28 protein-coding genes and 1 tRNA gene are annotated in these 23,746 nt (G+C 49.4%); 11 read left to right on the top strand and 18 right to left on the bottom strand.

Annotation, left to right across the window (positions count from 1 at the left end; genetic code table 11):
- From AJE_RS08225 to AJE_RS18535, 3 genes are all read left to right on the top strand, one after another.
- On the top strand, window positions 1-910 hold a 910-nt coding region (locus AJE_RS08225; protein ID WP_008950462.1), incomplete at its 5' end, for a DinB/UmuC family translesion DNA polymerase.
- A gap of 203 nt (window positions 911-1,113) precedes the next feature.
- The gene (locus AJE_RS08230; protein ID WP_138984218.1) at window positions 1,114-1,335 is read left to right on the top strand and encodes a hypothetical protein; all 222 of its coding nucleotides are present in this window, start codon (window positions 1,114-1,116) and stop codon (window positions 1,333-1,335) included.
- A 44-nt stretch (window positions 1,336-1,379) separates the two neighbouring features.
- A complete protein-coding gene (locus tag AJE_RS18535; RefSeq protein ID WP_008950464.1) occupies window positions 1,380-1,547 on the top strand; it encodes a hypothetical protein in 168 nt (55 codons plus the stop codon).
- A gap of 55 nt (window positions 1,548-1,602) precedes the next feature.
- On the opposite strand, the gene AJE_RS18765 is transcribed toward AJE_RS18535, so the two are convergent.
- From AJE_RS18765 to aadA1, 11 genes are all read right to left on the bottom strand, one after another.
- Window positions 1,603-1,818 (bottom strand): GDCCVxC domain-containing (seleno)protein, encoded by a 216-nt coding sequence (locus tag AJE_RS18765; protein WP_072243337.1) that lies wholly within the window; start codon window positions 1,816-1,818, stop codon window positions 1,603-1,605.
- The gene (gene merC, locus AJE_RS18145; protein ID WP_008950465.1) at window positions 1,806-2,195 is read right to left on the bottom strand and encodes an organomercurial transporter MerC; all 390 of its coding nucleotides are present in this window, start codon (window positions 2,193-2,195) and stop codon (window positions 1,806-1,808) included. The genes AJE_RS18765 and merC overlap by 13 nt, the downstream gene beginning before the upstream one ends.
- Before the next feature lie 65 nt (window positions 2,196-2,260).
- Window positions 2,261-2,638 carry a MerR family transcriptional regulator gene (locus AJE_RS08235; RefSeq protein ID WP_008950466.1) on the bottom strand — a complete coding sequence of 126 codons (378 nt, stop codon included), beginning with the start codon at window positions 2,636-2,638 and terminating at the stop codon, window positions 2,261-2,263.
- Between the two features lie 208 nt (window positions 2,639-2,846).
- Window positions 2,847-3,092 carry a hypothetical protein gene (locus tag AJE_RS18150; protein WP_083835103.1) on the bottom strand — a complete coding sequence of 82 codons (246 nt, stop codon included), beginning with the start codon at window positions 3,090-3,092 and terminating at the stop codon, window positions 2,847-2,849.
- A 67-nt stretch (window positions 3,093-3,159) separates the two neighbouring features.
- Entirely contained in the window at window positions 3,160-3,309 is a 150-nt protein-coding gene (locus tag AJE_RS18540) for a hypothetical protein (RefSeq protein ID WP_157999932.1), read from the bottom strand.
- A gap of 167 nt (window positions 3,310-3,476) precedes the next feature.
- Complete coding sequence (locus tag AJE_RS08240) at window positions 3,477-4,667, bottom strand: helix-turn-helix domain-containing protein (protein WP_008950467.1); 1,191 nt, start codon at window positions 4,665-4,667, stop codon at window positions 3,477-3,479.
- Window positions 4,668-4,704: 37 nt separating this feature from the next.
- Window positions 4,705-4,968 carry a type II toxin-antitoxin system HigB family toxin gene (locus tag AJE_RS08245; protein WP_008950468.1) on the bottom strand — a complete coding sequence of 88 codons (264 nt, stop codon included), beginning with the start codon at window positions 4,966-4,968 and terminating at the stop codon, window positions 4,705-4,707.
- Window positions 4,969-5,658: 690 nt separating this feature from the next.
- Window positions 5,659-7,200 carry an IS91-like element ISCR1 family transposase gene (locus AJE_RS08250; protein WP_000050481.1) on the bottom strand — a complete coding sequence of 514 codons (1,542 nt, stop codon included), beginning with the start codon at window positions 7,198-7,200 and terminating at the stop codon, window positions 5,659-5,661.
- Between the two features lie 404 nt (window positions 7,201-7,604).
- A complete protein-coding gene (gene sul1, locus AJE_RS08255) occupies window positions 7,605-8,444 on the bottom strand; it encodes a sulfonamide-resistant dihydropteroate synthase Sul1 (protein ID WP_000259031.1) in 840 nt (279 codons plus the stop codon).
- On the bottom strand, window positions 8,438-8,785 hold the full coding sequence (locus AJE_RS08260) for a quaternary ammonium compound efflux SMR transporter QacE delta 1 (protein ID WP_000679427.1): 348 nt from the start codon (window positions 8,783-8,785) through the stop codon (window positions 8,438-8,440). Before AJE_RS08260 ends, sul1 begins: the two co-directional genes overlap by 7 nt.
- A gap of 163 nt (window positions 8,786-8,948) precedes the next feature.
- Window positions 8,949-9,740, bottom strand: a complete 792-nt coding sequence (aadA1, locus tag AJE_RS08265; RefSeq protein WP_001206316.1) for an ANT(3'')-Ia family aminoglycoside nucleotidyltransferase AadA1 — start codon at window positions 9,738-9,740, stop codon at window positions 8,949-8,951.
- A gap of 145 nt (window positions 9,741-9,885) precedes the next feature.
- Here aadA1 and intI1 point away from each other — a divergent pair, with 145 nt between their 5' ends.
- From intI1 to AJE_RS08285, 4 genes are all read left to right on the top strand, one after another.
- On the top strand, window positions 9,886-10,899 hold the full coding sequence (gene intI1 / locus AJE_RS08270; protein WP_000845039.1) for a class 1 integron integrase IntI1: 1,014 nt from the start codon (window positions 9,886-9,888) through the stop codon (window positions 10,897-10,899).
- A 270-nt stretch (window positions 10,900-11,169) separates the two neighbouring features.
- Window positions 11,170-11,733: a recombinase family protein gene (locus AJE_RS08275; RefSeq protein ID WP_008950469.1), complete on the top strand. Its 564-nt coding sequence runs from the start codon at window positions 11,170-11,172 to the stop codon at window positions 11,731-11,733.
- A gap of 112 nt (window positions 11,734-11,845) precedes the next feature.
- Window positions 11,846-12,151 (top strand): hypothetical protein, encoded by a 306-nt coding sequence (locus tag AJE_RS08280; RefSeq protein ID WP_008950470.1) that lies wholly within the window; start codon window positions 11,846-11,848, stop codon window positions 12,149-12,151.
- A 343-nt stretch (window positions 12,152-12,494) separates the two neighbouring features.
- Window positions 12,495-13,460, top strand: coding sequence for a cation diffusion facilitator family transporter (locus AJE_RS08285; protein WP_008950471.1), 966 nt, complete (start codon window positions 12,495-12,497; stop codon window positions 13,458-13,460).
- Here AJE_RS08285 and AJE_RS08290 read toward each other — a convergent pair.
- From AJE_RS08290 to AJE_RS08300, 3 genes are all read right to left on the bottom strand, one after another.
- Entirely contained in the window at window positions 13,457-15,778 is a 2,322-nt protein-coding gene (locus tag AJE_RS08290; RefSeq protein WP_008950472.1) for a putative bifunctional diguanylate cyclase/phosphodiesterase, read from the bottom strand. The genes AJE_RS08285 and AJE_RS08290 overlap by 4 nt on opposite strands.
- A gap of 135 nt (window positions 15,779-15,913) precedes the next feature.
- On the bottom strand, window positions 15,914-16,651 hold the full coding sequence (locus tag AJE_RS08295) for a DUF481 domain-containing protein (RefSeq protein ID WP_008950473.1): 738 nt from the start codon (window positions 16,649-16,651) through the stop codon (window positions 15,914-15,916).
- Window positions 16,648-17,478, bottom strand: a complete 831-nt coding sequence (locus AJE_RS08300; RefSeq protein ID WP_008950474.1) for a mechanosensitive ion channel domain-containing protein — start codon at window positions 17,476-17,478, stop codon at window positions 16,648-16,650. Before AJE_RS08300 ends, AJE_RS08295 begins: the two co-directional genes overlap by 4 nt.
- Window positions 17,479-17,636: 158 nt before the next feature.
- On the opposite strand from AJE_RS08300, the gene AJE_RS08305 reads away from it, so the two are divergent.
- The 3 genes from AJE_RS08305 to AJE_RS08315 all read left to right on the top strand — a co-directional run bounded on the left by AJE_RS08305 (window position 17,637) and on the right by AJE_RS08315 (window position 19,741).
- Window positions 17,637-17,712: transfer RNA gene (locus AJE_RS08305), tRNA-His, on the top strand.
- 70 nt (window positions 17,713-17,782) lie between these two features.
- Window positions 17,783-18,334 carry a DUF1285 domain-containing protein gene (locus AJE_RS08310; protein WP_008950475.1) on the top strand — a complete coding sequence of 184 codons (552 nt, stop codon included), beginning with the start codon at window positions 17,783-17,785 and terminating at the stop codon, window positions 18,332-18,334.
- Window positions 18,335-18,451: 117 nt separating this feature from the next.
- Window positions 18,452-19,741 (top strand): metal-dependent hydrolase family protein, encoded by a 1,290-nt coding sequence (locus AJE_RS08315; protein ID WP_008950476.1) that lies wholly within the window; start codon window positions 18,452-18,454, stop codon window positions 19,739-19,741.
- A gap of 17 nt (window positions 19,742-19,758) precedes the next feature.
- Here the strand turns inward: AJE_RS08315 and AJE_RS08320 are convergent, their stop codons facing one another.
- The 4 genes from AJE_RS08320 to AJE_RS08335 form a co-directional block, all read right to left on the bottom strand.
- Window positions 19,759-20,235, bottom strand: a complete 477-nt coding sequence (locus tag AJE_RS08320) for a DUF2489 domain-containing protein (RefSeq protein ID WP_008950477.1) — start codon at window positions 20,233-20,235, stop codon at window positions 19,759-19,761.
- Window positions 20,232-20,819, bottom strand: a complete 588-nt coding sequence (gene yihI, locus AJE_RS08325) for a Der GTPase-activating protein YihI (protein ID WP_008950478.1) — start codon at window positions 20,817-20,819, stop codon at window positions 20,232-20,234. Before yihI ends, AJE_RS08320 begins: the two co-directional genes overlap by 4 nt.
- A gap of 35 nt (window positions 20,820-20,854) precedes the next feature.
- Window positions 20,855-21,496, bottom strand: coding sequence for a class I SAM-dependent methyltransferase (locus tag AJE_RS08330; RefSeq protein ID WP_008950479.1), 642 nt, complete (start codon window positions 21,494-21,496; stop codon window positions 20,855-20,857).
- Window positions 21,497-22,053: 557 nt separating this feature from the next.
- Window positions 22,054-22,680 carry a c-type cytochrome gene (locus AJE_RS08335; protein ID WP_008606369.1) on the bottom strand — a complete coding sequence of 209 codons (627 nt, stop codon included), beginning with the start codon at window positions 22,678-22,680 and terminating at the stop codon, window positions 22,054-22,056.
- Between the two features lie 182 nt (window positions 22,681-22,862).
- On the opposite strand from AJE_RS08335, the gene yihA reads away from it, so the two are divergent.
- Complete coding sequence (yihA, locus tag AJE_RS08340; protein ID WP_008950480.1) at window positions 22,863-23,495, top strand: ribosome biogenesis GTP-binding protein YihA/YsxC; 633 nt, start codon at window positions 22,863-22,865, stop codon at window positions 23,493-23,495.
- The last annotated feature ends 251 nt before the right edge of the window (window positions 23,496-23,746 follow it).

A 23,746-nucleotide genomic window follows, 5' to 3' on the forward strand; every position in this document is an offset into this window, starting at 1 on the left:
GCTTTCAGTGCGTCAGACCATTTTGCAAAACATTGGTATCACGGTTTGTGTTGGCATGGCGCCGACTAAAACCCTGTCAAAATTGGCAAACCATGCCGCAAAGAAATGGCATAAGGCAGGCGGTGTGGTCGATTTAACGGATAAAACCCGACAACGAAAACTCATGGCACTTCTGCCTGTTGGCGAAGTGTGGGGGATTGGCAGTAAACTCTCAGCAAGGCTCAACAAACTTGGTATTCACACTGTCCTGGATTTGGCTGATGCCAGCCCCTCTTTTATCAAGCAGCAATGCTCTGTGGTTGAATCGCGTATCGTCGCAGAGCTTAATGGCGAGTCGTGTCTGGCGTTAGAGCAAGTGACACCCACCAAAAAACAAATTATCAGCTCCCGCGCCTTTGGCGAGCGCATCACTTCAAAAGATTTGATGCACGAAGCAATAGCCGAATACATCAGCAGAGCTTGCCAAAAGCTGCGTAAAGAAAAGCAACAAGCCAAGCAATTAACGGTGTTTATACGTACCAGTCCGTTTAGCGACCGGCAACGAGACCCATACTATGCCAATAGCATCACCACGGCCTTGACTCATCCCTCGGCTGACACGCGGGATTTTTTGTCAGTAGCAACGAAGCTGCTCGATAAAATCTGGAAAGACGGATACCGCTACGCCAAGGCCGGTGTCATGCTTGCTGATTTTTATGATGAAGGCGTATATCAGGTCGATTTATTTGAGCCTGCGCCTCCTGCCTATCAGAGCAAAGCGCTGATGACGGTGATTGATACCATCAATGTCAAAACGGGCAGCAAGGTCTGGTTTGCAAGCCAAGGCGCATCACAGGCATGGAGTATGAAGCGTGCGATGTTATCGCCGCAATACACAACGAAATGGACGGATTTACCGGTAGCCAAGTAAGTTCTATAAAATCACACATAATTGATTTAAGGCATAATTGCGCATAGTATTTCGGTTGAGGGTCCTGGCATATCACTGCAACCTGCAGACCACCAGGAACATGGGAATGGCCGGTCGATTTGATTGGCCTTTTTCTTTATCAAACTATGCCTACCGAGCTAATCAAAGCAAGACGCTTGTTCTTTTTTTACATAAGGGATGCCATGAGTTATACCGTTGAAATTACCAAGGACAACCTTATCCCAATTCCTGATACGCTCTGTGCTGAGCTAGGATTTACCGTTGGGGATATACTGGTTTGTGCGATGGATAAAGATCGTGCTGAAATCAGCATGAAAAAGCATAGCGACCAAACACTAACTGACGAACAGATCTCTGCTGCAGGAAATTTAACGCGTTTGGTAAGCATTGAAGCTGCCAAGTGATTGCGGATGCAAGGCACTCCCTGTGAGTATTATTAGGTAACTAGATGACAATCAACACAGCTATAAAAAACGATCAAGAATATGAAGCTGCATTAGAAGCCATTGAGCAACTGCTTGAAGCTGAGCCTGGAACGCCTAATGGTGAAAAGTTTGAGGAGTTGGCCAAAATGATCACAGAGTATGATGATATTCATCACAAGCTCAACGAGTAATCCAGTGCCAAGTTGCTCTTTGAATCGTCACTAAGTGCCATTAAGAGACATTCACTTAGCTCTTACAACAACTTTGGCCTTCTTGAATTGGTGGGCATTTCACTGTTCCATAAGAGCAGTATACACAACAATCGCCCTTCAAAGGCTTTAGGAGAACTTTGCAAGATTCACATTCATAATACCACTGGCAAGCGTTGGTTGACATTTCTTCGGTTTTACTGAAACCGCACTCAGGGCAAGTAATGGTAGAATTTAACTCTATACCTCGCATGTTTGCTCCTTCAAAGGTTTAACAATGTCCAATACGGACATTACAATCATCAAACAAATACCCGCATAGAACAAATAAGTGCTCCAGTCATATTGCCATAGTGGATAGAGGGTTAACAAAACAGCTATAGGCCCAATAACTCCAAGAGTACCTCTCGTATGATTTTGGTTTTTATACCAGTTATACAAATTTACCAACAACGCCAAAGTTGCAAATATAGGTAACAAGGTATTTACAGCAATCCCCTCAAAGTGAGAGAGAAAGCCTAATCCCAATGCTGATGCTAATGAACCGAGAGCAGGGAAACACCCCGTACAACTGAGGGCTGCAAGCCAAACACCACCTGAGCCAACTTTATCTAAAATCTTATTAATCATTTTTAACGTCTAACATTATTTGAATGACTTGAGTGTAAACTCCGTAGATAGGTACGGAGTCAATGCTATTTTAGCGAATCGATTATTGGGCAGTGAGATTGGTCGTTATTGTTGCGGCATGAATTAGTCATTTCTTTTATGACGACTTCTAAGCGTTGAAGGTCAGCTATCTTACTTTGAATTAAGCTCAGTTTCTGCAAACCTAGAGATTCAACTTTGGCACAATCGCCATCCATTGACATCAAAGACGCTACTTCCTTTAGAGTAAAGCCAAGTGCTTTAGCCTTACAAATGAATTGTAATTGCTTGGTGATTGAGTCGTCATACACACGATAACCATTTTGAGGTTTTTGAGGTTGTTTTATCAAGCCTTCTCGCTCATAAAAGCGTATAGTTTCTACGCCTAAACCAAGTTCTTTAGCCAACTTGCCTATTGTTTTCATCGTATAACCACAAAATCAGCCTACTTCATGACATTAGTATATCAATACGATGTAAAATTTCTCGAACTAATAATGACCGCTTCTCGCTCTTAGCTGACTGTTAAAGTAAGTATAATTTTTTATAACGATGTGTCAGGTCTGAGCTAGTACACTTCATATAACACCGATATTAGAAAATTGAAAAAGGCTGCCTGAGCAGCCTTTGGGGTCAGCGGGCCTTATTAGACTGCGACAACACAGATGCAGCCAAAGACTTGGTTTGCTCACTGTACTTGTCACTCTTCATAACAGAAGAAGCCTTAGACTCCATCTCCACACCGGTCTGGTGTGTAGTTTTTGTCTGACTAAGTACCGAACCGGCCAGCGACTTTTGAATCTGTGAGGCATTCTTGTCGGATAAAATAGATGATGCTTGTGAAGCTAACTTTGATGACGATTGTTTACTGTTAGTCATGATAATAATCTCGAAATATAGTGTTTAATATGCCGGGCCTCAAATAGGCCCAGCGTTTCTACTGATGTTAAACCGTTTCTATAGGCACAAGGATCGGCCAAGCCTTGAGGCCATGATTTCTCGCAAAGAGCATCTGGCCAGACTTAGGATCTTTGCGATAAGGTCTAAAAATCAGTTTCATTCCTTTCGGAATTTTCACTTTGTTTTTAGAAGCCATTTGCGCACTCCTTCTAGTTCTATAGGAGGCGATGGTTGAAAGTTTTCGAGATTTCGACTACATTAGTCGTGCTTTCAAGGAAACTTCCTGAGTCCACCTCGCTTGGTTTTGGGCAACTTTCCTGCCCAAACAGTGTTGGCGCACTGTTTGGGCAATACCATACCCGCTCACGGAAATACCATCTTCCTTACTTCATTACTTCCTATAAGTCTGTTGTAAATCCTATAATCACCTGATTCTTTTCTAAATCTTCCCGCTATAACGGCAGGACTAACCATTAATTTTTTTGCAAGATTAACTACACTCTCTGGCGTAGTGAGTAATGCAAAGTATTTGTCCCATTCAGATTTCTCAGCAAGTGCTTTTAACGCCAAATCATCAGCTTCGTCTTCGTCACTATTTTTCTCCCCATCAAGGTCATCAAAATAGACTTCTTTTGAATTTTTCAAATGAAGGGAAACGTGGGCAAGCTCATGCATCAAAACAAACCAAAAATTATCCAGTCTGTCATACCGAATTGTCATTCCTATTACCGGGTTTCCGTCAACGCCCCACATCGCAGCACCATCAAGGTATGTTCTAGGGAGGTGTTCCTGAAACACTAAATGAATACCATTATTTGCAAGTTCTTCTTTAGCTAACAACGGACCTTTTTCTAAACGAGATAGTTTTAAAATCTCTCTTAAAAACGGTAAATCAATTGAATCCAAGTCGCATTTCGGTAATTTTTTATCTAGTGTCTGATGAAGTACCTTCGCCTGCCATGCTTGTAACGCCAGACCATCCATGCGCTTATTCGTTGTATGAACTGCACTTCTTAAATGAGGTGCTCCTGCTAATGAAAATGGCGTAATCTTCACCGCTTCAAACATGTCCCTAATCAACTCTTCGGCTCTCTCTTTTGCCTCTGTAACCGATTTTATCACTTTCGGGAAAAAGCCCTTTTTAAACATGGCTGCAATTGGGTAATCTTCGTAGTTCACGTTACGCTCATCCAGCTCTCGTGTCTGGTCTTGCATCAGAACTTCATAAGAAATACCCAACCCTTCATGCAGCTTCTTAATCATCGATAAACTCAGCGGTGACTTACCGTTCATTACTTCTGAAACTCGACTCTGACTTCCCAGATACTGGATTAAATCCTTTCTTGTTAACCTCTGCTGTTCCATTCTATGTTCTATAGCAGACACAGGATCTGGCAAGCCAATATCAAAATGCACTTTCTCATAGTTGGATATAAGCAAAGCCATGACGTCAATTAAGTCATCATTCGAGTCATCACCAGACGACAACAATTCGTCTAAATAGGCCGTTGCTTTTTTATACTCTTCACTATTTCTGATTATTTTAATATTCATATATCACCCGCCAGCCCCCTGTGAGTTCCATCTCTGGTTAAACCGACAATCCAACTTCGTCAATTCGTAACATGCTTTTACTAAATATGACTTTAGCAACCACTTTAACTGCCCCACGGCCAACAACAAATGTCATATTATCAGCTCCTGAGACTTCAGCCCCCTTATAATCTTTCAAAATGTCATCTACGCAGTTCCAAGTAGCATTTTTCGCGTCATCCAGCCAGCACTGCAAGGCAGTGCGTTTCTCAGCATGCCTCTTAATGAATTCTGCTAATCTGTCCTGCCTAATGACTTGCAATACAAGCTACTCCTAAGATACATATATGCATTATTGATCCATTTTTCAGATATTCCAAATTATTTTTGAAATTATTTTCCCGTAAAACCCAAATGAGTTTGAGATGGATTATGCTCAACATGCAAACCACAGCAAGCCGGTGCTGTTACCTCATTGATACTGCAAATCCTGCGACCTAATTCTCTCCATTGACTTGTACTGGATTCAGCTCAAACTAACTGTGTACAAAAACAGTTAGAATATAGGTGATTTATCATTTTAAGGGTAATGACACGTCCGCTTTTCGCTCATAGTGAAGAACGTCACATTGTGCCAATAGCCGACATCACATACTTTTGATGGCGAAACTGGTTGTAGAAGTTATACAAACAATCATTTATTGAAATGACAATTACTTAGGGTCCCCCCCTAAAGTCGCTTAGCATGTGGAACAATCAGAACAGCCACAAGAGTAGAGGGGGTATAGGAAGTATAAACCACCTTTTTGCTCCTCATCCGAAGTATCTTACCTGAAATTCCCTCACTCGTTTACCGCTCAAGCCCCAATTTTAACTGCCGGTCCAGCCTAAACCGCTCTAATAAGGTTCGATTTGGCGGTAAAATCTCTAGCCTGATAGCTCGAGAGATACAAACTGCCCCACCGCCCCGTTTAAAAGTTGGCAGTGTTGAGCAGTGTTGGATTTGGGGTCGTCAGTCAAAGAGACGACTCTGTGATGGATCGAACAGGCTGGGAGTCAGTGGCGGCGCTCGTTCTGGTGGCAGCTCACGCTGCTTGGCGGCATTCGCCTTGGCTGTTTTCTGTTTCAGATGCTTGAGAATCTGCTCAATGACCTTCGGATCTTCGATGCTGGCAATCACTTTGACGTGACCGCCGCAGTGTTCGCAGACTTCAATATCAATATTGAAGACTCGCTTGAGGCGTTGCATCCAGGTCATGGCGCGGTGGCGCTCTGCAGGACTCTTGTCACGCCAGTTAGTATCGAGACCTTCCGATTTGTCGGGCTTCTTGCCCCGCTTGGCGGGTGTTACTTGAACTCGGTGTTTGCTGTTCGGTGCAAAGACGCCGTGGAAGCGTGTGAGGTTGACTCGCGGCTTAGGTACCAACGCAGCGAGTTTGGCGATGAAGTCCAGCGGCTCGAAGATCACATGGGTGGTGCCATTGCGGTACGGAGTTTTGAGCTCGTAACGCACCTGCCCATTGGCGGTTAATGCCAGACGTTTTTCTGAAACCGCTGGCCGACTAATGTAGCGACACAAGCGCTCAAGCTTATCCCGCTGATGCGCTTCGGCCATCACACCGGCGTGTAGCGAGAAACCAGCATGGTTGGCTACTCGACTGCTTGAGTCGGCTTTATCCTCACGCCCTGGCAAGGTTTGCAGGGTGAAGACTTTGCGCCCTTGCTGGGGGCCGACGGCAATGCGATACGTAACCGAAGCACCATGTAATTGAGTCAGCGTATCGTCTTCGCCCTCTTCCAGTGTCAACCACGTATTCTCGGCATCACGCTCCAAAATCCCACGCTTTTCCATGCAGCGAGCGATGCGATGGCTGAGGGTGTGAGCGAGCGTATTCAGCTCATCGTAAGTGGGTGCCTTGACACGATGGAAGCGTTGCTTGCCATAGTCATCTTCGGCATAGACACCATCGAGAAACAGCATGTGGTAGTGGACATTGAGATTTAGCGCGGAGCCAAAGCGTTGGATAAGAGTCACTGAGCCAGTTTGTGCAGAGGCTTTGGTGTAACCGGCTTTTTTGATCAGATGAGTTGAGAGTGTACGATAGACGATACTCAAGACCTGGCCCATCAGCTGGGGATGGCGAGCCAGCAAAAAGCGTAGCTGGAAAGGAAAGCTGAGCACCCACTGGCGAATGGGCTCCTTGGGGAAGACTTCGTCTATCAGCAGCGCCGCACTCTCGGCCATCCGGCGGGCACCGCAGCTAGGGCAAAAGCCGCGTCGTTTACAGCTGAAGGCGACCAGACGCTCGTGATGACAATCCTCGCAGCGAACCCGCATGAAACCATACTCCAGACGGCCACATTGGAGGAGGTCGTTGAATTCTTGTTGGATGTAGCGAGGCAGGTGTTGACCTTGGGCTTCGAGTGAGGCTTTGAAGGCTGGGTAGTGCTGCTCAACCAGCTGGTAGAGCAGCGTCTGGTCGGGTTGGTGGCGTTCGTAACCGTTTGTTTGAGTGGGCGATTGACTCGCCGTGGCGTTCCTTGCCAGCGACATGGGTATCCTCCGCTGATACTGTGGTTATGTACAGTATCAGCGGCTTGCGTTCAGACGTCCAGTCTGGCCCTAGACATCGCTAAATGCTTAACCCGCAATAGCCCTCACGAGTTGTTATCAGCCACTACCGGTTGAGCGAGAAGGTTTTGGGTTCAGGGTGCTATTGCTCCACCAATCACAATACTGAAGCCCCAACTGTTATCAGTTGGGGCTTTTTCTTGTCTGTTTGCGGCGGTTGCGTTTTATCGGTAGTCGTCGAGCTCTGCACCATCCCACATAAGAGCTTAACGGTGCGATCTTCAACGCCATCACACAAAACTTTCTTTTTCACGCACAGTCAACTTATTGGATGTTTTATTAACAACCCAAAAGGAGATATTTAGCGGGCGGCCGGAAGGTGAATGCTAGGCATGATCTAACCCTCGGTCTCTGGCGTCGCGACTGCGAAATTTCGCGAGGGTTTCCGAGAAGGTGATTGCGCTTCGCAGATCTCCAGGCGCGTGGGTGCGGACGTAGTCAGCGCCATTGCCGATCGCGTGAAGTTCCGCCGCAAGGCTCGCTGGACCCAGATCCTTTACAGGAAGGCCAACGGTGGCGCCCAAGAAGGATTTCCGCGACACCGAGACCAATAGCGGAAGCCCCAACGCCGACTTCAGCTTTTGAAGGTTCGACAGCACGTGCAGCGATGTTTCCGGTGCGGGGCTCAAGAAAAATCCCATCCCCGGATCGAGGATGAGCCGGTCGGCAGCGACCCCGCTCCGTCGCAAGGCGGAAACCCGCGCCTCGAAGAACCGCACAATCTCGTCGAGCGCGTCTTCGGGTCGAAGGTGACCGGTGCGGGTGGCGATGCCATCCCGCTGCGCTGAGTGCATAACCACCAGCCTGCAGTCCGCCTCAGCAATATCGGGATAGAGCGCAGGGTCAGGAAATCCTTGGATATCGTTCAGGTAGCCCACGCCGCGCTTGAGCGCATAGCGCTGGGTTTCCGGTTGGAAGCTGTCGATTGAAACACGGTGCATCTGATCGGACAGGGCGTCTAAGAGCGGCGCAATACGTCTGATCTCATCGGCCGGCGATACAGGCCTCGCGTCCGGATGGCTGGCGGCCGGTCCGACATCCACGACGTCTGATCCGACTCGCAGCATTTCGATCGCCGCGGTGACAGCGCCGGCGGGGTCTAGCCGCCGGCTCTCATCGAAGAAGGAGTCCTCGGTGAGATTCAGAATGCCGAACACCGTCACCATGGCGTCGGCCTCCGCAGCGACTTCCACGATGGGGATCGGGCGAGCAAAAAGGCAGCAATTATGAGCCCCATACCTACAAAGCCCCACGCATCAAGCTTTTGCCCATGAAGCAACCAGGCAATGGCTGTAATTATGACGACGCCGAGTCCCGACCAGACTGCATAAGCAACACCGACAGGGATGGATTTCAGAACCAGAGAAAGAAAATAAAATGCGATGCCATAACCGATTATGACAACGGCGGAAGGGGCAAGCTTAGTAAAGCCCTCGCTAGATTTTAATGCGGATGTTGCGATTACTTCGCCAACTATTGCGATAACAAGAAAAAGCCAGCCTTTCATGATATATCTCCCAATTTGTGTAGGGCTTATTATGCACGCTTAAAAATAATAAAAGCAGACTTGACCTGATAGTTTGGCTGTGAGCAATTATGTGCTTAGTGCATCTAACGCTTGAGTTAAGCCGCGCCGCGAAGCGGCGTCGGCTTGAACGAATTGTTAGACATTATTTGCCGACTACCTTGGTGATCTCGCCTTTCACGTAGTGAACAAATTCTTCCAACTGATCTGCGCGGGAGGCCAAGCGATCTTCTTCTTGTCCAAGATAAGCCTGTCTAGCTTCAAGTATGACGGGCTGATACTGGGCCGGCAGGCGCTCCATTGCCCAGTCGGCAGCGACATCCTTCGGCGCGATTTTGCCGGTTACTGCGCTGTACCAAATGCGGGACAACGTAAGCACTACATTTCGCTCATCGCCAGCCCAGTCGGGCGGCGAGTTCCATAGCGTTAAGGTTTCATTTAGCGCCTCAAATAGATCCTGTTCAGGAACCGGATCAAAGAGTTCCTCCGCCGCTGGACCTACCAAGGCAACGCTATGTTCTCTTGCTTTTGTCAGCAAGATAGCCAGATCAATGTCGATCGTGGCTGGCTCGAAGATACCTGCAAGAATGTCATTGCGCTGCCATTCTCCAAATTGCAGTTCGCGCTTAGCTGGATAACGCCACGGAATGATGTCGTCGTGCACAACAATGGTGACTTCTACAGCGCGGAGAATCTCGCTCTCTCCAGGGGAAGCCGAAGTTTCCAAAAGGTCGTTGATCAAAGCTCGCCGCGTTGTTTCATCAAGCCTTACGGTCACCGTAACCAGCAAATCAATATCACTGTGTGGCTTCAGGCCGCCATCCACTGCGGAGCCGTACAAATGTACGGCCAGCAACGTCGGTTCGAGATGGCGCTCGATGACGCCAACTACCTCTGATAGTTGAGTCGATACTTCGGCGATCACCGCTTCCCTCATGATGTTTAACTTTGTTTTAGGGCGACTGCCCTGCTGCGTAACATCGTTGCTGCTCCATAACATCAAACATCGACCCACGGCGTAACGCGCTTGCTGCTTGGATGCCCGAGGCATAGACTGTACAAAAAAACAGTCATAACAAGCCATGAAAACCGCCACTGCGCCGTTACCACCGCTGCGTTCGGTCAAGGTTCTGGACCAGTTGCGTGAGCGCATACGCTACTTGCATTACAGCTTACCAACCGAACAGGCTTATGTCCACTGGGTTCGTGCCTTCATCCGTTTCCACGGTGTGCGTCACCCGGCAACCTTGGGCAGCAGCGAAGTCGAGGCATTTCTGTCCTGGCTGGCGAACGAGCGCAAGGTTTCGGTCTCCACGCATCGTCAGGCATTGGCGGCCTTGCTGTTCTTCTACGGCAAGGTGCTGTGCACGGATCTGCCCTGGCTTCAGGAGATCGGAAGACCTCGGCCGTCGCGGCGCTTGCCGGTGGTGCTGACCCCGGATGAAGTGGTTCGCATCCTCGGTTTTCTGGAAGGCGAGCATCGTTTGTTCGCCCAGCTTCTGTATGGAACGGGCATGCGGATCAGTGAGGGTTTGCAACTGCGGGTCAAGGATCTGGATTTCGATCACGGCACGATCATCGTGCGGGAGGGCAAGGGCTCCAAGGATCGGGCCTTGATGTTACCCGAGAGCTTGGCACCCAGCCTGCGCGAGCAGCTGTCGCGTGCACGGGCATGGTGGCTGAAGGACCAGGCCGAGGGCCGCAGCGGCGTTGCGCTTCCCGACGCCCTTGAGCGGAAGTATCCGCGCGCCGGGCATTCCTGGCCGTGGTTCTGGGTTTTTGCGCAGCACACGCATTCGACCGATCCACGGAGCGGTGTCGTGCGTCGCCATCACATGTATGACCAGACCTTTCAGCGCGCCTTCAAACGTGCCGTAGAACAAGCAGGCATCACGAAGCCCGCCACACCGCACACCCTCCGCCACTCGTTCGCGACGGCCTTGCTCCGCAGCGGTTACGACATTCGAACCGTGCAGGATCTGCTCGGCCATTCCGACGTCTCTACGACGATGATTTACACGCATGTGCTGAAAGTTGGCGGTGCCGGAGTGCGCTCACCGCTTGATGCGCTGCCGCCCCTCACTAGTGAGAGGTAGGGCAGCGCAAGTCAATCCTGGCGGATTCACTACCCCTGCGCGAAGGCCATCGGTGCCGCATCGAACGGCCGGTTGCGGAAAGTCCTCCCTGCGTCCGCTGATGGCCGGCAGCAGCCCGTCGTTGCCTGATGGATCCAACCCCTCCGCTGCTATAGTGCAGTCGGCTTCTGACGTTCAGTGCAGCCGTCTTCTGAAAACGACACTAAAACACTTGCTTAAGCGACCAGAAACCCGTACAACAATCTATGAACAGATTAGGTACCATTTCTTATGATAATTGGCTATGCCAGAGTTAGTACTCAGGACCAAAATTCAGATTTACAACTTGACGCCCTAAATGCGGCAGGTTGTGAGGAAGTATTCCATGAGTCCTTCACGGGAAAGCATCGTGATCGACCCATATTGTCGCAATGCCTGCGTACACTTCGTGCAGGCGATGTGTTAGTGGTATGGAAGCTTGACCGTTTAGCAAGGTCCCTAAAGGATTTGGTCGAGATTATCCATGATCTTCAGAAACGCAGTATTGGATTCAAATCCCTAACGGAATCAATCGATACAACCAATTCTGCCGGGAAACTTATCTTCCATATTTTTGGCGCCTTAGCCGAGTTTGAGCATTCACTTATCGTGGAAAGAACCAAAGCGGGTCTTGCCGCTGCCAGAGCCCGGGGTAGAAAAGGCGGTAGAACGCTATCGCTTAATGAGAATGATGTGAAAAAAGCGGCGGCCATGTTATCAGATCCGATGATTACAAAAGCGGAGGTGGCAAAGCACTTTAAAGTCAGTCGAACGACCTTAAATGCTGCGTTAAACAGAAACGGTTTTAAAATATGAAGTAAATCCGAAGGTACCGGGAGTTTTTGTCAATTTGCCTAGGTTGAAGTTTTAGGTGTTCAAGAAGTAGAAAAATTTAAAATTCATTTTGAGTTGCTATCGAGGTGTCAAGTTGAAGACCGATGTACTGAATAAATTGGCGATGTTTACTGAACAGTTAAATCTCATGCTTGAAGATCATGACTTAAAAGACACCAGTCGTAGAGAGTTTTACCTTGGTTTATTAGCTCATTGTGCCAGATTGTTTAGAATCATTCAGCTTAATCAGTCAGCTAAGGAATTAAATAAAATACTTAAGATTAATTCGGTAAGTATAAACCTTGGTGTGACTAATGATGATGCTGGAAAATCATTAAAAAAATGTTGGATGGAAACTTCTGCCGCTATAAAAGAATATATGGAAGTAAACCTACAGTAATTTTTCATCCTTGTTTACTGACCAGCAAGTTATTGAACACATAATGGTGCGACATTTCGATTGAATGCGAGTAAAGTGTAATTGGTTGATTGGTCACTTTTGTAAAGAATTTTCTTGGTTATTAAGGAGAACTTTACAAAAATCTTTACTTAAACCAGATTTTTTTTGCTAATGTATTGTATTTAATATATAAAAAACCAATCGCTTGCTTCAAGGTAAGCGGAACCATTTTAAGGTTGTAGACTGATTGTTGACTAAGCCCCTGCTACGGGGCTTTTTTCTGCTTGCTATTCAACACCGTCAGTGTCTATAGTCAGAGTAGTGCTCAGCAGGAAGCGCCACTATGCCACAGCATTCACATCATCATTCTCACTCACATTCGCAGCACCCGCACTCGCGGCATCAGCACGGTCATGGGTCTCATCGGCATGGCCATGGTTTAGCATCGACAGAGGATAGCGGTAGCCGGCTCGGTTGGGCGTTTTTTCTGAATCTGGGATTTACCATTATTGAGTTTATCGGCGGCTGGCTGACTAATAGCACAGCCATTATGGCTGATGCGATTCATGATCTTGGCGACAGTCTGGCGCTGGGCAGTGGCTGGCTGTTGTATAAGTTGGGTAAAAAAGCGCCCACTGCACATTACACCTACGGTTATCGCCGGCTTAGTTTATTTGGCGCCTTGTTAAATTGTTTAATTCTGATTGGTGGTTCAGTCTGGATCCTGGCAGAAGCCATTCCGCGACTCAGTGAGCCGGTGATGCCGCTGACTGAGGGCATGATGGCGCTGGCCGTGCTCGGCATAACCGTGAACGGTTTCGCCGCCTATAAACTCAGTGGCGGTAAAACCCTGAATGAGCGGGTACTGAACTGGCATTTACTGGAAGATGTGCTGGGCTGGGTTGCGGTGCTGCTGGCGGCGTTGGTGATGCAGTTTGTCGATTGGCCAATTATTGACCCGCTGTTATCGATCGCCTTTACCTTGTTTATTCTGTTTAATGTGCTGCGCAATTTACGCAGCACGGCGCGGCTGTTTTTTCAGGCGGTACCGGATACCGCCTTACTGGCGCAGATCGAACAACGTTTACTCACCCAGCCGCAGGTGCGTGAAGTGCATCATTTACATCTATGGTCGCTGGATGGTGAGCAGCATGTGCTCAGTGCGCATCTGGTAGTAGAGCTGGAAGAACTGAGCCAGTATCAGCAGTTAAAAAGCCAGGTTGAGCAGCTACTCAGCGAGTTTTCACTACTGAATACCACGATAGAAATTGAGCTGGCCACTGAAGCTTGCCGTGATCGACGGCATTAGTGTGCCCGCACTCCAACTCCCTGTTGCTGTGCCAGTAACTGGCGGAAGGTTTCGGCGGGTACCGGTTTACTAAAATAGTAACCCTGATAGTAGTTACAGCTCATTTGTTGTAGCATCGCCAGTTGCTCAGCGGTTTCAACACCTTCTGCCAGCACTTCAAACCGCAGCGTATGCCCTAACTCAATAATCGCCTTGGTAATTTGCTGATTATCCGGGTTGGTGGTCATATTGCAGATAAAACGCCGGTCTACTTTCAGGATATCCAGCGGCAGGCGCTGCAAATATGCGAGGGAGGAATAGCCGGTACCGAAATCGTCAATTGCCAATCTGACGCCGGTGGCCCGTAACTGTTGCATAGTTTCGATAACCTTGTCCTCGTCCTGCATCAGGGCGCTTTCGGTCACCTCCAGCTCCAGGAACTTAGCCGGAAAGCCGGTCTCCGCTAACAAGGTTCTAACTTGTTGTCCCAGTTCGCCGCGGCTAAATTGGTGAGCAGACACATTGACCGCCAGGCTTATGGCGGGCAGACCTTCGTCCAGCCAGGCTTTGCCTTGCACGCAGGCTTGCTGCAATACCTGGATCCCCAGAGCATGAATAAGGCCCGAGCTTTCAGCCAGTGGAATAAAAATTTCCGGGCTGACAAAGCCCAGTTCAGGATCACGCCAGCGTAGCAACAGCTCTGCACCTATTATCCTGCCTGTTGCCACCTCCAGTTGCGGCTGATAATAACAATGTAATTGCCCGGTTTTAACGGCGTTACGTAACCGGCCTTCCAAAACCAGTCGCTGTCTGGCTTGGGCGGTTAGCTGGTCACTATAATAATAATAAGTATTACGGCCTTCAGCCTTGGCTTTATAAAGAGCCGCGTCGGCACCCTGTAGCAGGGCTTCGACGTTGTCGTGATGTTGCGGAAACAGGCTGATACCAATTGAGGCAGCCGCACTAAGCTCCAAATCCGGCGGTAACATCAGGGTTTGCTGCATGGTGCGCAGCAGTTCCTGTGCAAAACGGGCGGCATCTTCCGGTTGCTCCAGATGTTCGATCAAAATAGCAAACTCATCACCGCCCAGACGGGCCAGGGTATCGGTATCGCGGCAGCAAATCCTAAGCTTCTCAGCAACTTGCTTCAGTAGCTGATCACCAACATTATGGCCGTAAGAGTCGTTGATATTCTTGAAGTTATCCAGATCCAGAATCAGTACCGCCAGTTGTAACTGCTCACGGCGAGCGACTTTCAATGCCTGTTCCAATTGATTGGCAAAGAAGTGCCGGTTCGGCAGGTGGGTCAGCGGGTCATATTGCGCCAGAAACGCCAGCTGGGCTTCCTGCTGTTTATAGGTGGTCAGGTCAATGTCGATACAGTAGATTTGCGGCTTTTTATCCGGCAAGATCACCACTGCATGCGAGGAATACACTGTGACCGGGCTGCCATCCTTGCGTTTTAATACCAGCTCTTCAGCATGGCGGGCCTCGCCGCTGCTGGCCATCTGGCTTACTGCCTCCCTGACACCTTCCTGCATTTTTTCCGGAATAATCAGATCCAGCAAATTACGGCCGATGGCTTCCTGGCTGCTGTAGCCGTACACCAGCTCACTGCCTTTATTCCAGAACAAGGTAGTACCATCTTCATCATAGCCCTGCACCGAGATCGTCGGCATGCTATCGAGCAGGGTACGAAAGCGCAGCTCACTCTCTTCCAGTTTTAGCTGCGCCAACTTCACATCCGAAATATCCTGAATAACAGACACAAAAAAAGTGTCGGAGATATCGGTGGCGGCAATTAATGACACGGACAATCTGGCCCAGATCACCTGGCCGTCCTTACGCAAATAGCGTTTTTCTAATGAGTAATGCTGACGCAGGCCACTCAAAGTTTCTTCAACCAGTGCCTGGTCACGGGCTAAATCCATCGGGTGCGTCAGCTGCTGGAAGCTCAGTTCACGTAGTTCTGCCATGCTGTAACCGAGCAGGCGACACAATTCCTGATTAACACGCAAGAACTGACCGCTTGGGCTGACATGGGCAATACCGGCGGCGGCTTTTTCAATGGTCTGGTCCAGAATATATTCGGACTTGGTAAGAGAGCGCGAAAAATGCAGGCGTTGCCTTAACAGTACCCATGCCAGTGCTGCGGTTAGCACAATATAAAAATAGCCTTTATAGCTTTGATAGCGGGACAGGGTTTGTGGATCCACAGCCAAAGACAGGAGTAATTGGTCGCTAAAGGTGATCCATAGCGCACCAAATAACAAGTAGATCAAGGCACCGAACAGAGGGTAATAGCGGAGCTTTTTGAGTTTAGCGTCCAATTGCTTCATAGCGTGTGGCGTTGTCCAGAAAGATATAGCGAACTCTTTTCTATCAAGCATAGCTGAATTTTACTAACTGTATGGAGCTCGTCACAAAAAACGGGCGTGATGCCCGTTTTAACCTCGCCGCAGACTACGACAGCATTAGAACGAATACACCAGTGTTAAAGAGGTTTGGGTATCAGTGCGCTTTTTATCAACCGGTACATCAGAGTCATTTTGTACCAAAAAGGCGGCTTTCATCTGCATGGCACCGTTGATCCGCGCGCTCAGCGCCGTTTCGGCAATGGTACGGGTATTATCATCACCGTACTCGACACTCAGCGTTTGGGTAAAGGTCGCTGATTCACTCAGCGTCCATTTATAGGATGCAGCAGCACGGGCCAATAAACCGTTCTCGGTTTCATCATTGGCACGTTTAGCGGTGTAATAACAGGGACCGATCTCAACATCCAGAGATTGCTGTTCCAGATTTAACAACCGGGTACCATAACCGGCGGCCAGTGTGGTGTAGCGGGTGTAGGCACCAAACTTGTCATCGGTGTAAGAACCCAATACAAACAGGTTATCGTGTTCTTCGGTTAGCTTGTACGCACCTTTGGCCGATACCAGGTAACGTTCGGCAGAGCGCTCTTTAACCCTGTTGCCATCGGCATCGGTTTTCTGATCTTCCTTAAAAAATGCACTCAGAATATACTGGTTGCTCCATTTACGCAGATCTTGCTTAGCATCCAGTTTACCGGTGATCGAGGTACCCTCGGTATTACCGGTAGTAGTAATAGCGCCAAGCTCTGCCGAGGTGGTCCAGACTTTCTTATCGGCAGCCTGCGCCTGAGTGGTTGCGGCCAGCGCGGCCAGCATTGCAAGAGTTAATACTTTCATACAGCTTCCTTTACGTCTTTCTTGATATGTACGTCCATTTGCGGGAATGGAATACCAATACCTTGCTCGTCGAAGGTTAATTTCACTTTTTCCAGCGTGTCCCAGTACACGCCCCAGTAGTCTTCGGTTTTTACCCAGGGCCGGACAATAATATTGACCGAGGAGTCCGCCAGCTCTGAGACCCGGATATTTGGCGCCGGTTCCGGCAATACCCGCGGATCGTCCTGAATAATCTGCTGTAGAATAGTTTTGGCTTTGCGTAAGTCCGAGTCGTAACTGATCCCGATCACCAGATCGACACGCCGGGTGCTTTCGGCAGAGAAATTGGTAATATGGCCGCCGGTAATCTTCGCATTCGGCACTATTACCCTTTTGTTGTCCGGCGTTTTCATAATGGTCTGAAAGATTTCGATCTTATCGACGGTGCCAGTAATGCCGCCGGCATCAATAAAGTCGCCTGATTTAAATGGCCGGAACAGAATAATCAGTACGCCGGAAGCAAAGTTCGCCAGCGAGCCTTGTAGCGCCAAACCAACGGCCAGACCGGCGGCACCTAAAATGGCAATAAAGGACGTGGTTTGTACCCCAATCTGTGACAGTGCCATCAAGGCTGTGGCGATCATCAGGATCGCATACAGGATACTGGACAGGAAGGAGACAACGGCTTTATCTATTTTGCGGGATAACAAGCCTTTTTCCATCAACCCAGACACACTACGGGCGATGATGCGGCCGACATAGAAAATCACAATAGCTGCGATAAGTTGTAGCAAATATCCCAGCAGTACTTCGTGGTTTTGCTGAAATAACTCGGTAATTTGCTCCATAGGTTCACTCCTGTGAAAGTGGTTCGAACCGGCATAGTATCATAAAATCTCGCCAATTTTGGCTGGCAAGTGAGCATTTGCGGCTATACTGGGGCGAGCTGCTGAAAAAAGCACTTGGTAGCCAGTGTGCTTTTTGGTTAAAATGCCGCGTCTCAGAGGTGACTGTAGCTCAGTTGGTAGAGCCCCGGATTGTGATTCCGGTTGTCGTGGGTTCGAGCCCCATCAGTCACCCCACTTTTCTGCCTGCAACCTCGCTGCGCCCCCTGCTATACTTGACTAACATTTAGTCTGTTCCTGGCAAACCATGGACTTAACTTCGTTACAGCAACAATTACAGCAACCCAAACTGGCTCCGGTTGAGCAATGGGATCCGCCTTTTTGTGGCGATTTGCCGCTTCGTATTGATAGCCAGGGCCGCTGGTGGTACCAGGATGGCGAAATTACCCGTCCGGGCCTGATTAAACTCTTTGCGTCAGTGTTAATCCGCCAGGGTGATGATTATTTTTTACAGACGCCGGCTGAGAAAGTGCGGATCCAGGTGGAGGATGCGCCCTTTATCGCAGTGAGTAGCGACTGGCAAGCCGGCCCTACTGGCCCGGAGCTGTGGCTAACCACTAATCTGCAAGACAAAGTTCCGGTCTGTGCTGACTACCCGCTGTTGTTACAGCAGCATGGCGGACAGCAACTACCTTACCTGATGCTATGGCGCGGCCTGTCGGCCCGTTTACACCGTAATCTGTACTATCAGTTGCTGGATCAGGCGCAGCTACAACAGGATGGCGCTGGTAGTCGTGCAGTACTCTACAGTGGTGGGCAACCTTATCTGCTGGCATCTTCGGATGAGCTGCCCGGGTAGCGGTTCAATGCTGTGACAGTGCGGCTTATCGCAAATTCTGGTCAGATATCGCAAGCCAATTGCGGGGCAGCCTGTCGCGTTTGATAGTGAAGCAACACTTGCCACAGGATAATAATAATGAAAACGTCACTCTCCGTGCTAACCCTTGCCTGTTTAACCGCGTTCAGCTTGGCTGATGCCGCCGCCACGACCTATATTCATGCCGGCCGCCTGATTACCGCTGAGCATACCCAACCGCTGACCGAGCACACCATCATTGTTGATGGCAATAAAATTGTTGGCGTCGAGCGTGGCTACCAAACGCCAACAGCGGGTGCCACTTTGATTGACTTACGCCAGCATACAGTGATGCCGGGGCTTATGGATATGCATACCCATTTTTCGACTCAGATGAGTGCCACCTCCTACGGTGAGGGCCAGCGCCTGAATGAGGCTGATTTTGCATTACGCGGAGCCGTGTTCGCTGAGCGTACTCTGCTGTCTGGCTTTACCACAGTACGTGAGCTTGGCGACAGTCATCAGGTGAGTGTGGCGCTACGCAAAGCCATTGCTCAGGGCTATGTCAGTGGACCGCGGATCTTCGCGGCAGGTAAATCTCTAGCCACCACCGGAGGTCATGCCGATCCGACAAATGGCCTGGCTTACTTACTGCAGGGCGATCCGGGTCCGAAGGACGGGGTAATTAATGGTGCGGACGAGGCCCGTAAAGCGGTGCGGCAGCGCTACAAAGAAGGTGCGGATCTGATCAAGGTGACGGCCACTGGCGGGGTACTGAGCGTTGCGAAGAGCGGCATGAATCCGCAATTCACCGACGAGGAGCTGGTGGCTATTGTCAGCACCGCACGCGACTACGGTTTTAAAGTGGCGGTGCATGCGCACGGCAAAGAAGGGATGCAGCGCGCCATTAAAGCCGGCGTCGATTCGATTGAGCACGGCACCTTTATGGATAAAGAAACCATGGCGCTGATGAAAAAGCATGGTACCTACTATGTGCCGACGATCAGTGCTGGCAAATGGGTGCAGCAAAAAGCAGAAATAGACGGCTTTTTCCCGGATTTGGTCCGCCCGAAAGCCGCGACTATCGGGCCCCTGATCCAGCAAACCTTTAGTGAAGCCTATAAAGCAGGTGTAAAAATTGCCTTTGGCACCGATGCCGGCGTTGGGGCGCATGGTGATAACTGGCGCGAATTTGTGTATATGACCGAAGCCGGCATGCCGGCCATGGCAGCAATTCAGTCTGCTACTATTGAAGGCGCGCGTTTACTGGGCATGGAGCAGGAGCTGGGCTCAATTAAGGTGGGTAAACTGGCCGATATTATTGCGGTGCCTGGCAATCCGTTACAGGATATTCAGCTGATGGGCCAGGTGAGTTTTGTGATGAAGGATGGTCAGATTTACAAGCAATAACGCCATTGCAGCAGGCACTAGGCCTGCTGAAACCGTGCCAGAATCAGTCGCAAATCGTCTTCGATTTGTGCTTTCAGATCTTTCTCGGCAGTCAGACGAACTTTATCCTGCTGCCGGGTCAGTTTTTTGTCCTGATCCTTGCGGGCCTGATGGGTTGGCATATCTTTAACCGTCAGATACATCTGATATATCCCGGGGTAACTGCTTACAGCATCGGGCTTATCAGCGGCCGGCCAGTGGTCCAGTAACACCCATAGCCTTAAGGCACCCTCCGAGAATTCACATTGTTGTTCCAGCATGGCGCGGCTGATCAGTACTATGCTCTCCTGCAGGTACGCTCTCTTTTCCTGCTGTTGCTGGCGGGCCTTTTGCTCAGCCAGCTGCTGCTGTTGTTTCTGTTGCTGCAGTAACCACAGCAGCTTGCCGGCATAAAATGCCAGGCCCGCGACAATCAACACTGCTGTAATCAGCAGTAATACTAACCACCAGGTCACGCCGGATCCTCATCACCTAACAAATCTTTACGCCAGTCAGTACGCTCGAAGCGACTCAGCGGATCCTCATCCTGCTCTGAAGTTGGTGTGTCTGGTTGCTCATCATCCAGCCCTAACAGCGCTAACAGTTCGCTGATGCGGGCGGTCTGGCGGTTAAAATACTTGGCATCTTTACCGGTTAACAGCTCATCGCGTTCTACCCGCTCCAGTAAGAGTTGCAGCTTAGGATCGTTTTCCAGTTGCAGCAGCTCCTGCTCAGGGCTTAGCGGTTCAGCCTTCGCCGGCTTCAGCTGTACCTTGGGTAACGGGGCTGGCGCTGTTGATGCAGGTAACAATTCCAGACTGGTTTCTGGTAGCAATGCGATAGGTTTTTTACTGCCTAAGCGCGGATCTTTCTTCTGCTTACTGCCAGCACTATCCTGACCGGTCTTGGCTTGCTGCATGCTGTTGCGGTTACCTGATTTCAGACCGGCGCCTTTTTTCTTGCTTTCATCCTTGTGCTCACGGATCTTACGGATTTCGCTGGCCGGCAAATGGCGTTGTCCGTTGTCGTTGGCCTTACGGGATTTTTTTTGACGCGTCATAGTGATCTGGATACCTGTAAAAAAGGGCGCACATTTTAACCAGCTTTGCGTAAGATCACCACATCCTTTGCAGGAAAACTTAGACTTAACTGATCGCGACGGGCTAAAAAGTTAAAGGTATCCGGGTGGAAAAAGCGGATATGGGTAGGATCCCGTTTATAGTGCCAGTTGGCAAATTGGCTAACGGCCGGATAGTGGCTGGTCATAATGGCCAGTACGCCACCGGGTTGCAGTAACCTTAACCAGCATTGCCATTCCTGCGCCGGATTGACAAAGTGCTCAATAGCCTCACTACAGCTAATAAAGTCATAGCGCCGCGTCAGCACCTCAGGGTTATTGGCAAAGAACGGGTCCCACAGCTGCATCTGATGACCGGCTTCCTGCAGCATCTGGGCTAATAACGGGCCGGGGCCACAACCAAAATCCAGCCCCTGCAGCCGGCCGGCGGGTAAAGCGGCCAATAAAGGCCCGGCCAGATGGCTTAAGAACTGTCGGTAGCCGGCATCGCTGACATCATTATTATGCAACTGATAATGTTGTTGTTCTTGTTCTGCAGTTAACAACTGGGCGCTGGGGACAAAAACAAGTGCGCATTGCTGACATTGCCGGTACTGACGCTGCGGGTCCTGGCTAAACAGGCTACTGTCCGGGTGCAGACAGAGTGGACATGGTTCCATCTAACTTTCCTAAAAAACAAAGGGCGATAAGAATAACTTATCGCCCTGTTTATTTGTGCCTAGTGGTGGACACTTCTCTCGAATCGCTCAAATCATCCTGAAGCGCAGCCAACATCGTGTTGCCAGTTATCCGTATATTGTTGTTTGCTGTCCGTGCGCGCTCTTTTCTTATTCACGACCTTCCTGGTAACTTTCGTAATCATCCTTGTGCGCCTTAGCGCCTGACACCATCCGGGCATCTTAAAACACAGCGCACCCAAGGGTGCTGATAGCTTCCTTTACCGCATGTCCCTGTTGTTGTATCGCTTTTAGCGAACGGTTTAAATTTACTCTGTTCTGCGCAGATGGCAAGTCTTTGCTGCTAAAAAATACAAAAAAAATTCGACTTTAGTCTAGGCTTTTAATATTTTCAGTAACTTATACTGTATAAAATATAGCAAAAAAGTTCCTGAAAATTGAAAATCAGGTTGATATCGTACAGTGCCTGTGAGAGATCTCGCACAGCGGAAATAAAAAACCGGCCTGACAGCCGGTTTTTTATTCAGACTTTGTTCAGCTTAGTGTAAGCCACCCAGGTATTGCGACAGTACCCGAATATCTTCATCGGTCAGCTTTTTCGCTACTTCGCGCATCATACCGTTCATATCGTTAGCGCGGGTACCGGCGCGGAATTCTTCCAGCGTGGTTTTCAGGTAATCGGCATTCTGGAAACCGATACGTGGGAAGCCCGCCAAGCTGGTACCGGCACCACGCGGACCGTGACAGGCGATACAGGCTGCAATACCGCGCTCGGCATCGCCGCCACGATATAGTTTTTGGCCGGCTTCAATCACATCTTCCGGTGTCGTACCCGGTGTCATGCGCTGTGACGAGAAATAGGCGGCCAGATCTTTCATATCCTGATCAGACAGTGCGGCTACCATACCAAACATGATGGCATTCGAACGACCTTCTTTACCACCTGAAGTCATACCCAGTTTGTAGTCGGTCAGTTGCTTATACAGGTACTCAGCATGCTGGCCGGCAATTTTGGGGTAGATGGCTAACGGACTGTTACCATCCGGGCCATGACAGGCGGCACAGGTTGCAGATTTTGCTTTGCCAGCCTCGGCATCACCATCGAAAGCGTTTGCTGCACCGATTAAACCGAATAACAGCGTCAGAGGTAGTACGAGTTTTTTCATTTTTGATCCGTCTCAGTCCGCATTCAAACGCCAGTGAGCTGGCTATAATGAATAATATTAAGGTGTTTTTTCGCCTATTTTACACGAAACTGCTCAAAGTAAAATCCCATCCTTTAGTCAAAAGCTTCTTCCGATCCTCCAGATCCGTTACAATAACCCTAATTTAACTGCCGGAGCAGCTTGTGTCACAACCTAAGTTCAATTTTCAGCAGGTCAGTTTTCTGACCAGTGCCCCTGATATCAGGGCCTTGCCAGCCGATACCGGTATCGAAGTCGCCTTTGCCGGCCGCTCCAATGCGGGTAAGTCGAGTGCGCTGAATACCCTGACCCGGCAAAATAATCTGGCCCGAACCAGTAAAACGCCTGGCCGAACCCAGCTAATTAATACCTTTACGCTGGCGCCGGAAAAAAGATTAATTGATTTACCCGGCTATGGTTTTGCCAAGGTACCGCTGGCGGTAAAAGAAAAATGGCAGAAATCGTTATCTGAGTACCTGCAGCAGCGGCAAAGCCTGAAAGGTTTGGTGGTGTTGATGGATATTCGCCACCCGCTGAAAGATCTGGATCAGCAGTTGATCTTCTGGGCAGTGGAGAGCCAGTTACCGGTGCTGATCCTGTTGACCAAAGCAGACAAGTTGGGGCCCGGCGCCCGAAAAAAGGTGTTGCTGGAAGTGCGCGAAGCCGTACTGGCTTTTATGGGCGACGTGCAGGTGCAGGTATTCAGTTCGCTGAGTAAGCTTGGCTTACCTGAGTTTGAGCAGGTATTAAACGGCTGGTTTAGCGACGAGTCGATAGCAGACGTCGACGCGCCCTAAGTAAACCCTTCAGGATCCCCAAAAAAAAACCGACCCAGCAGGGTCGGTCATAGCAATCGGGGAGAAGCTATATAAAAATCAAATCAACAGGGTGTCTTATCGCTAAGACGGCCACAGTATAGCACTAATTTTGTGCTGTTTAAAGTATTTGCTCTAAAAAGTGTTGTTCAGTTACGTGAACTGCAACTGGCTGCTGCGCCATTGGCTTGTGATCAGAAAAACGGGCATAAAAAAACGCCCCGCTGCAAGCA

The sequence above is a fragment of the Alishewanella jeotgali KCTC 22429 genome (genome assembly GCF_000245735.1).
GTDB classification, from domain to species: Bacteria; Pseudomonadota; Gammaproteobacteria; order Enterobacterales; family Alteromonadaceae; genus Alishewanella; species Alishewanella jeotgali.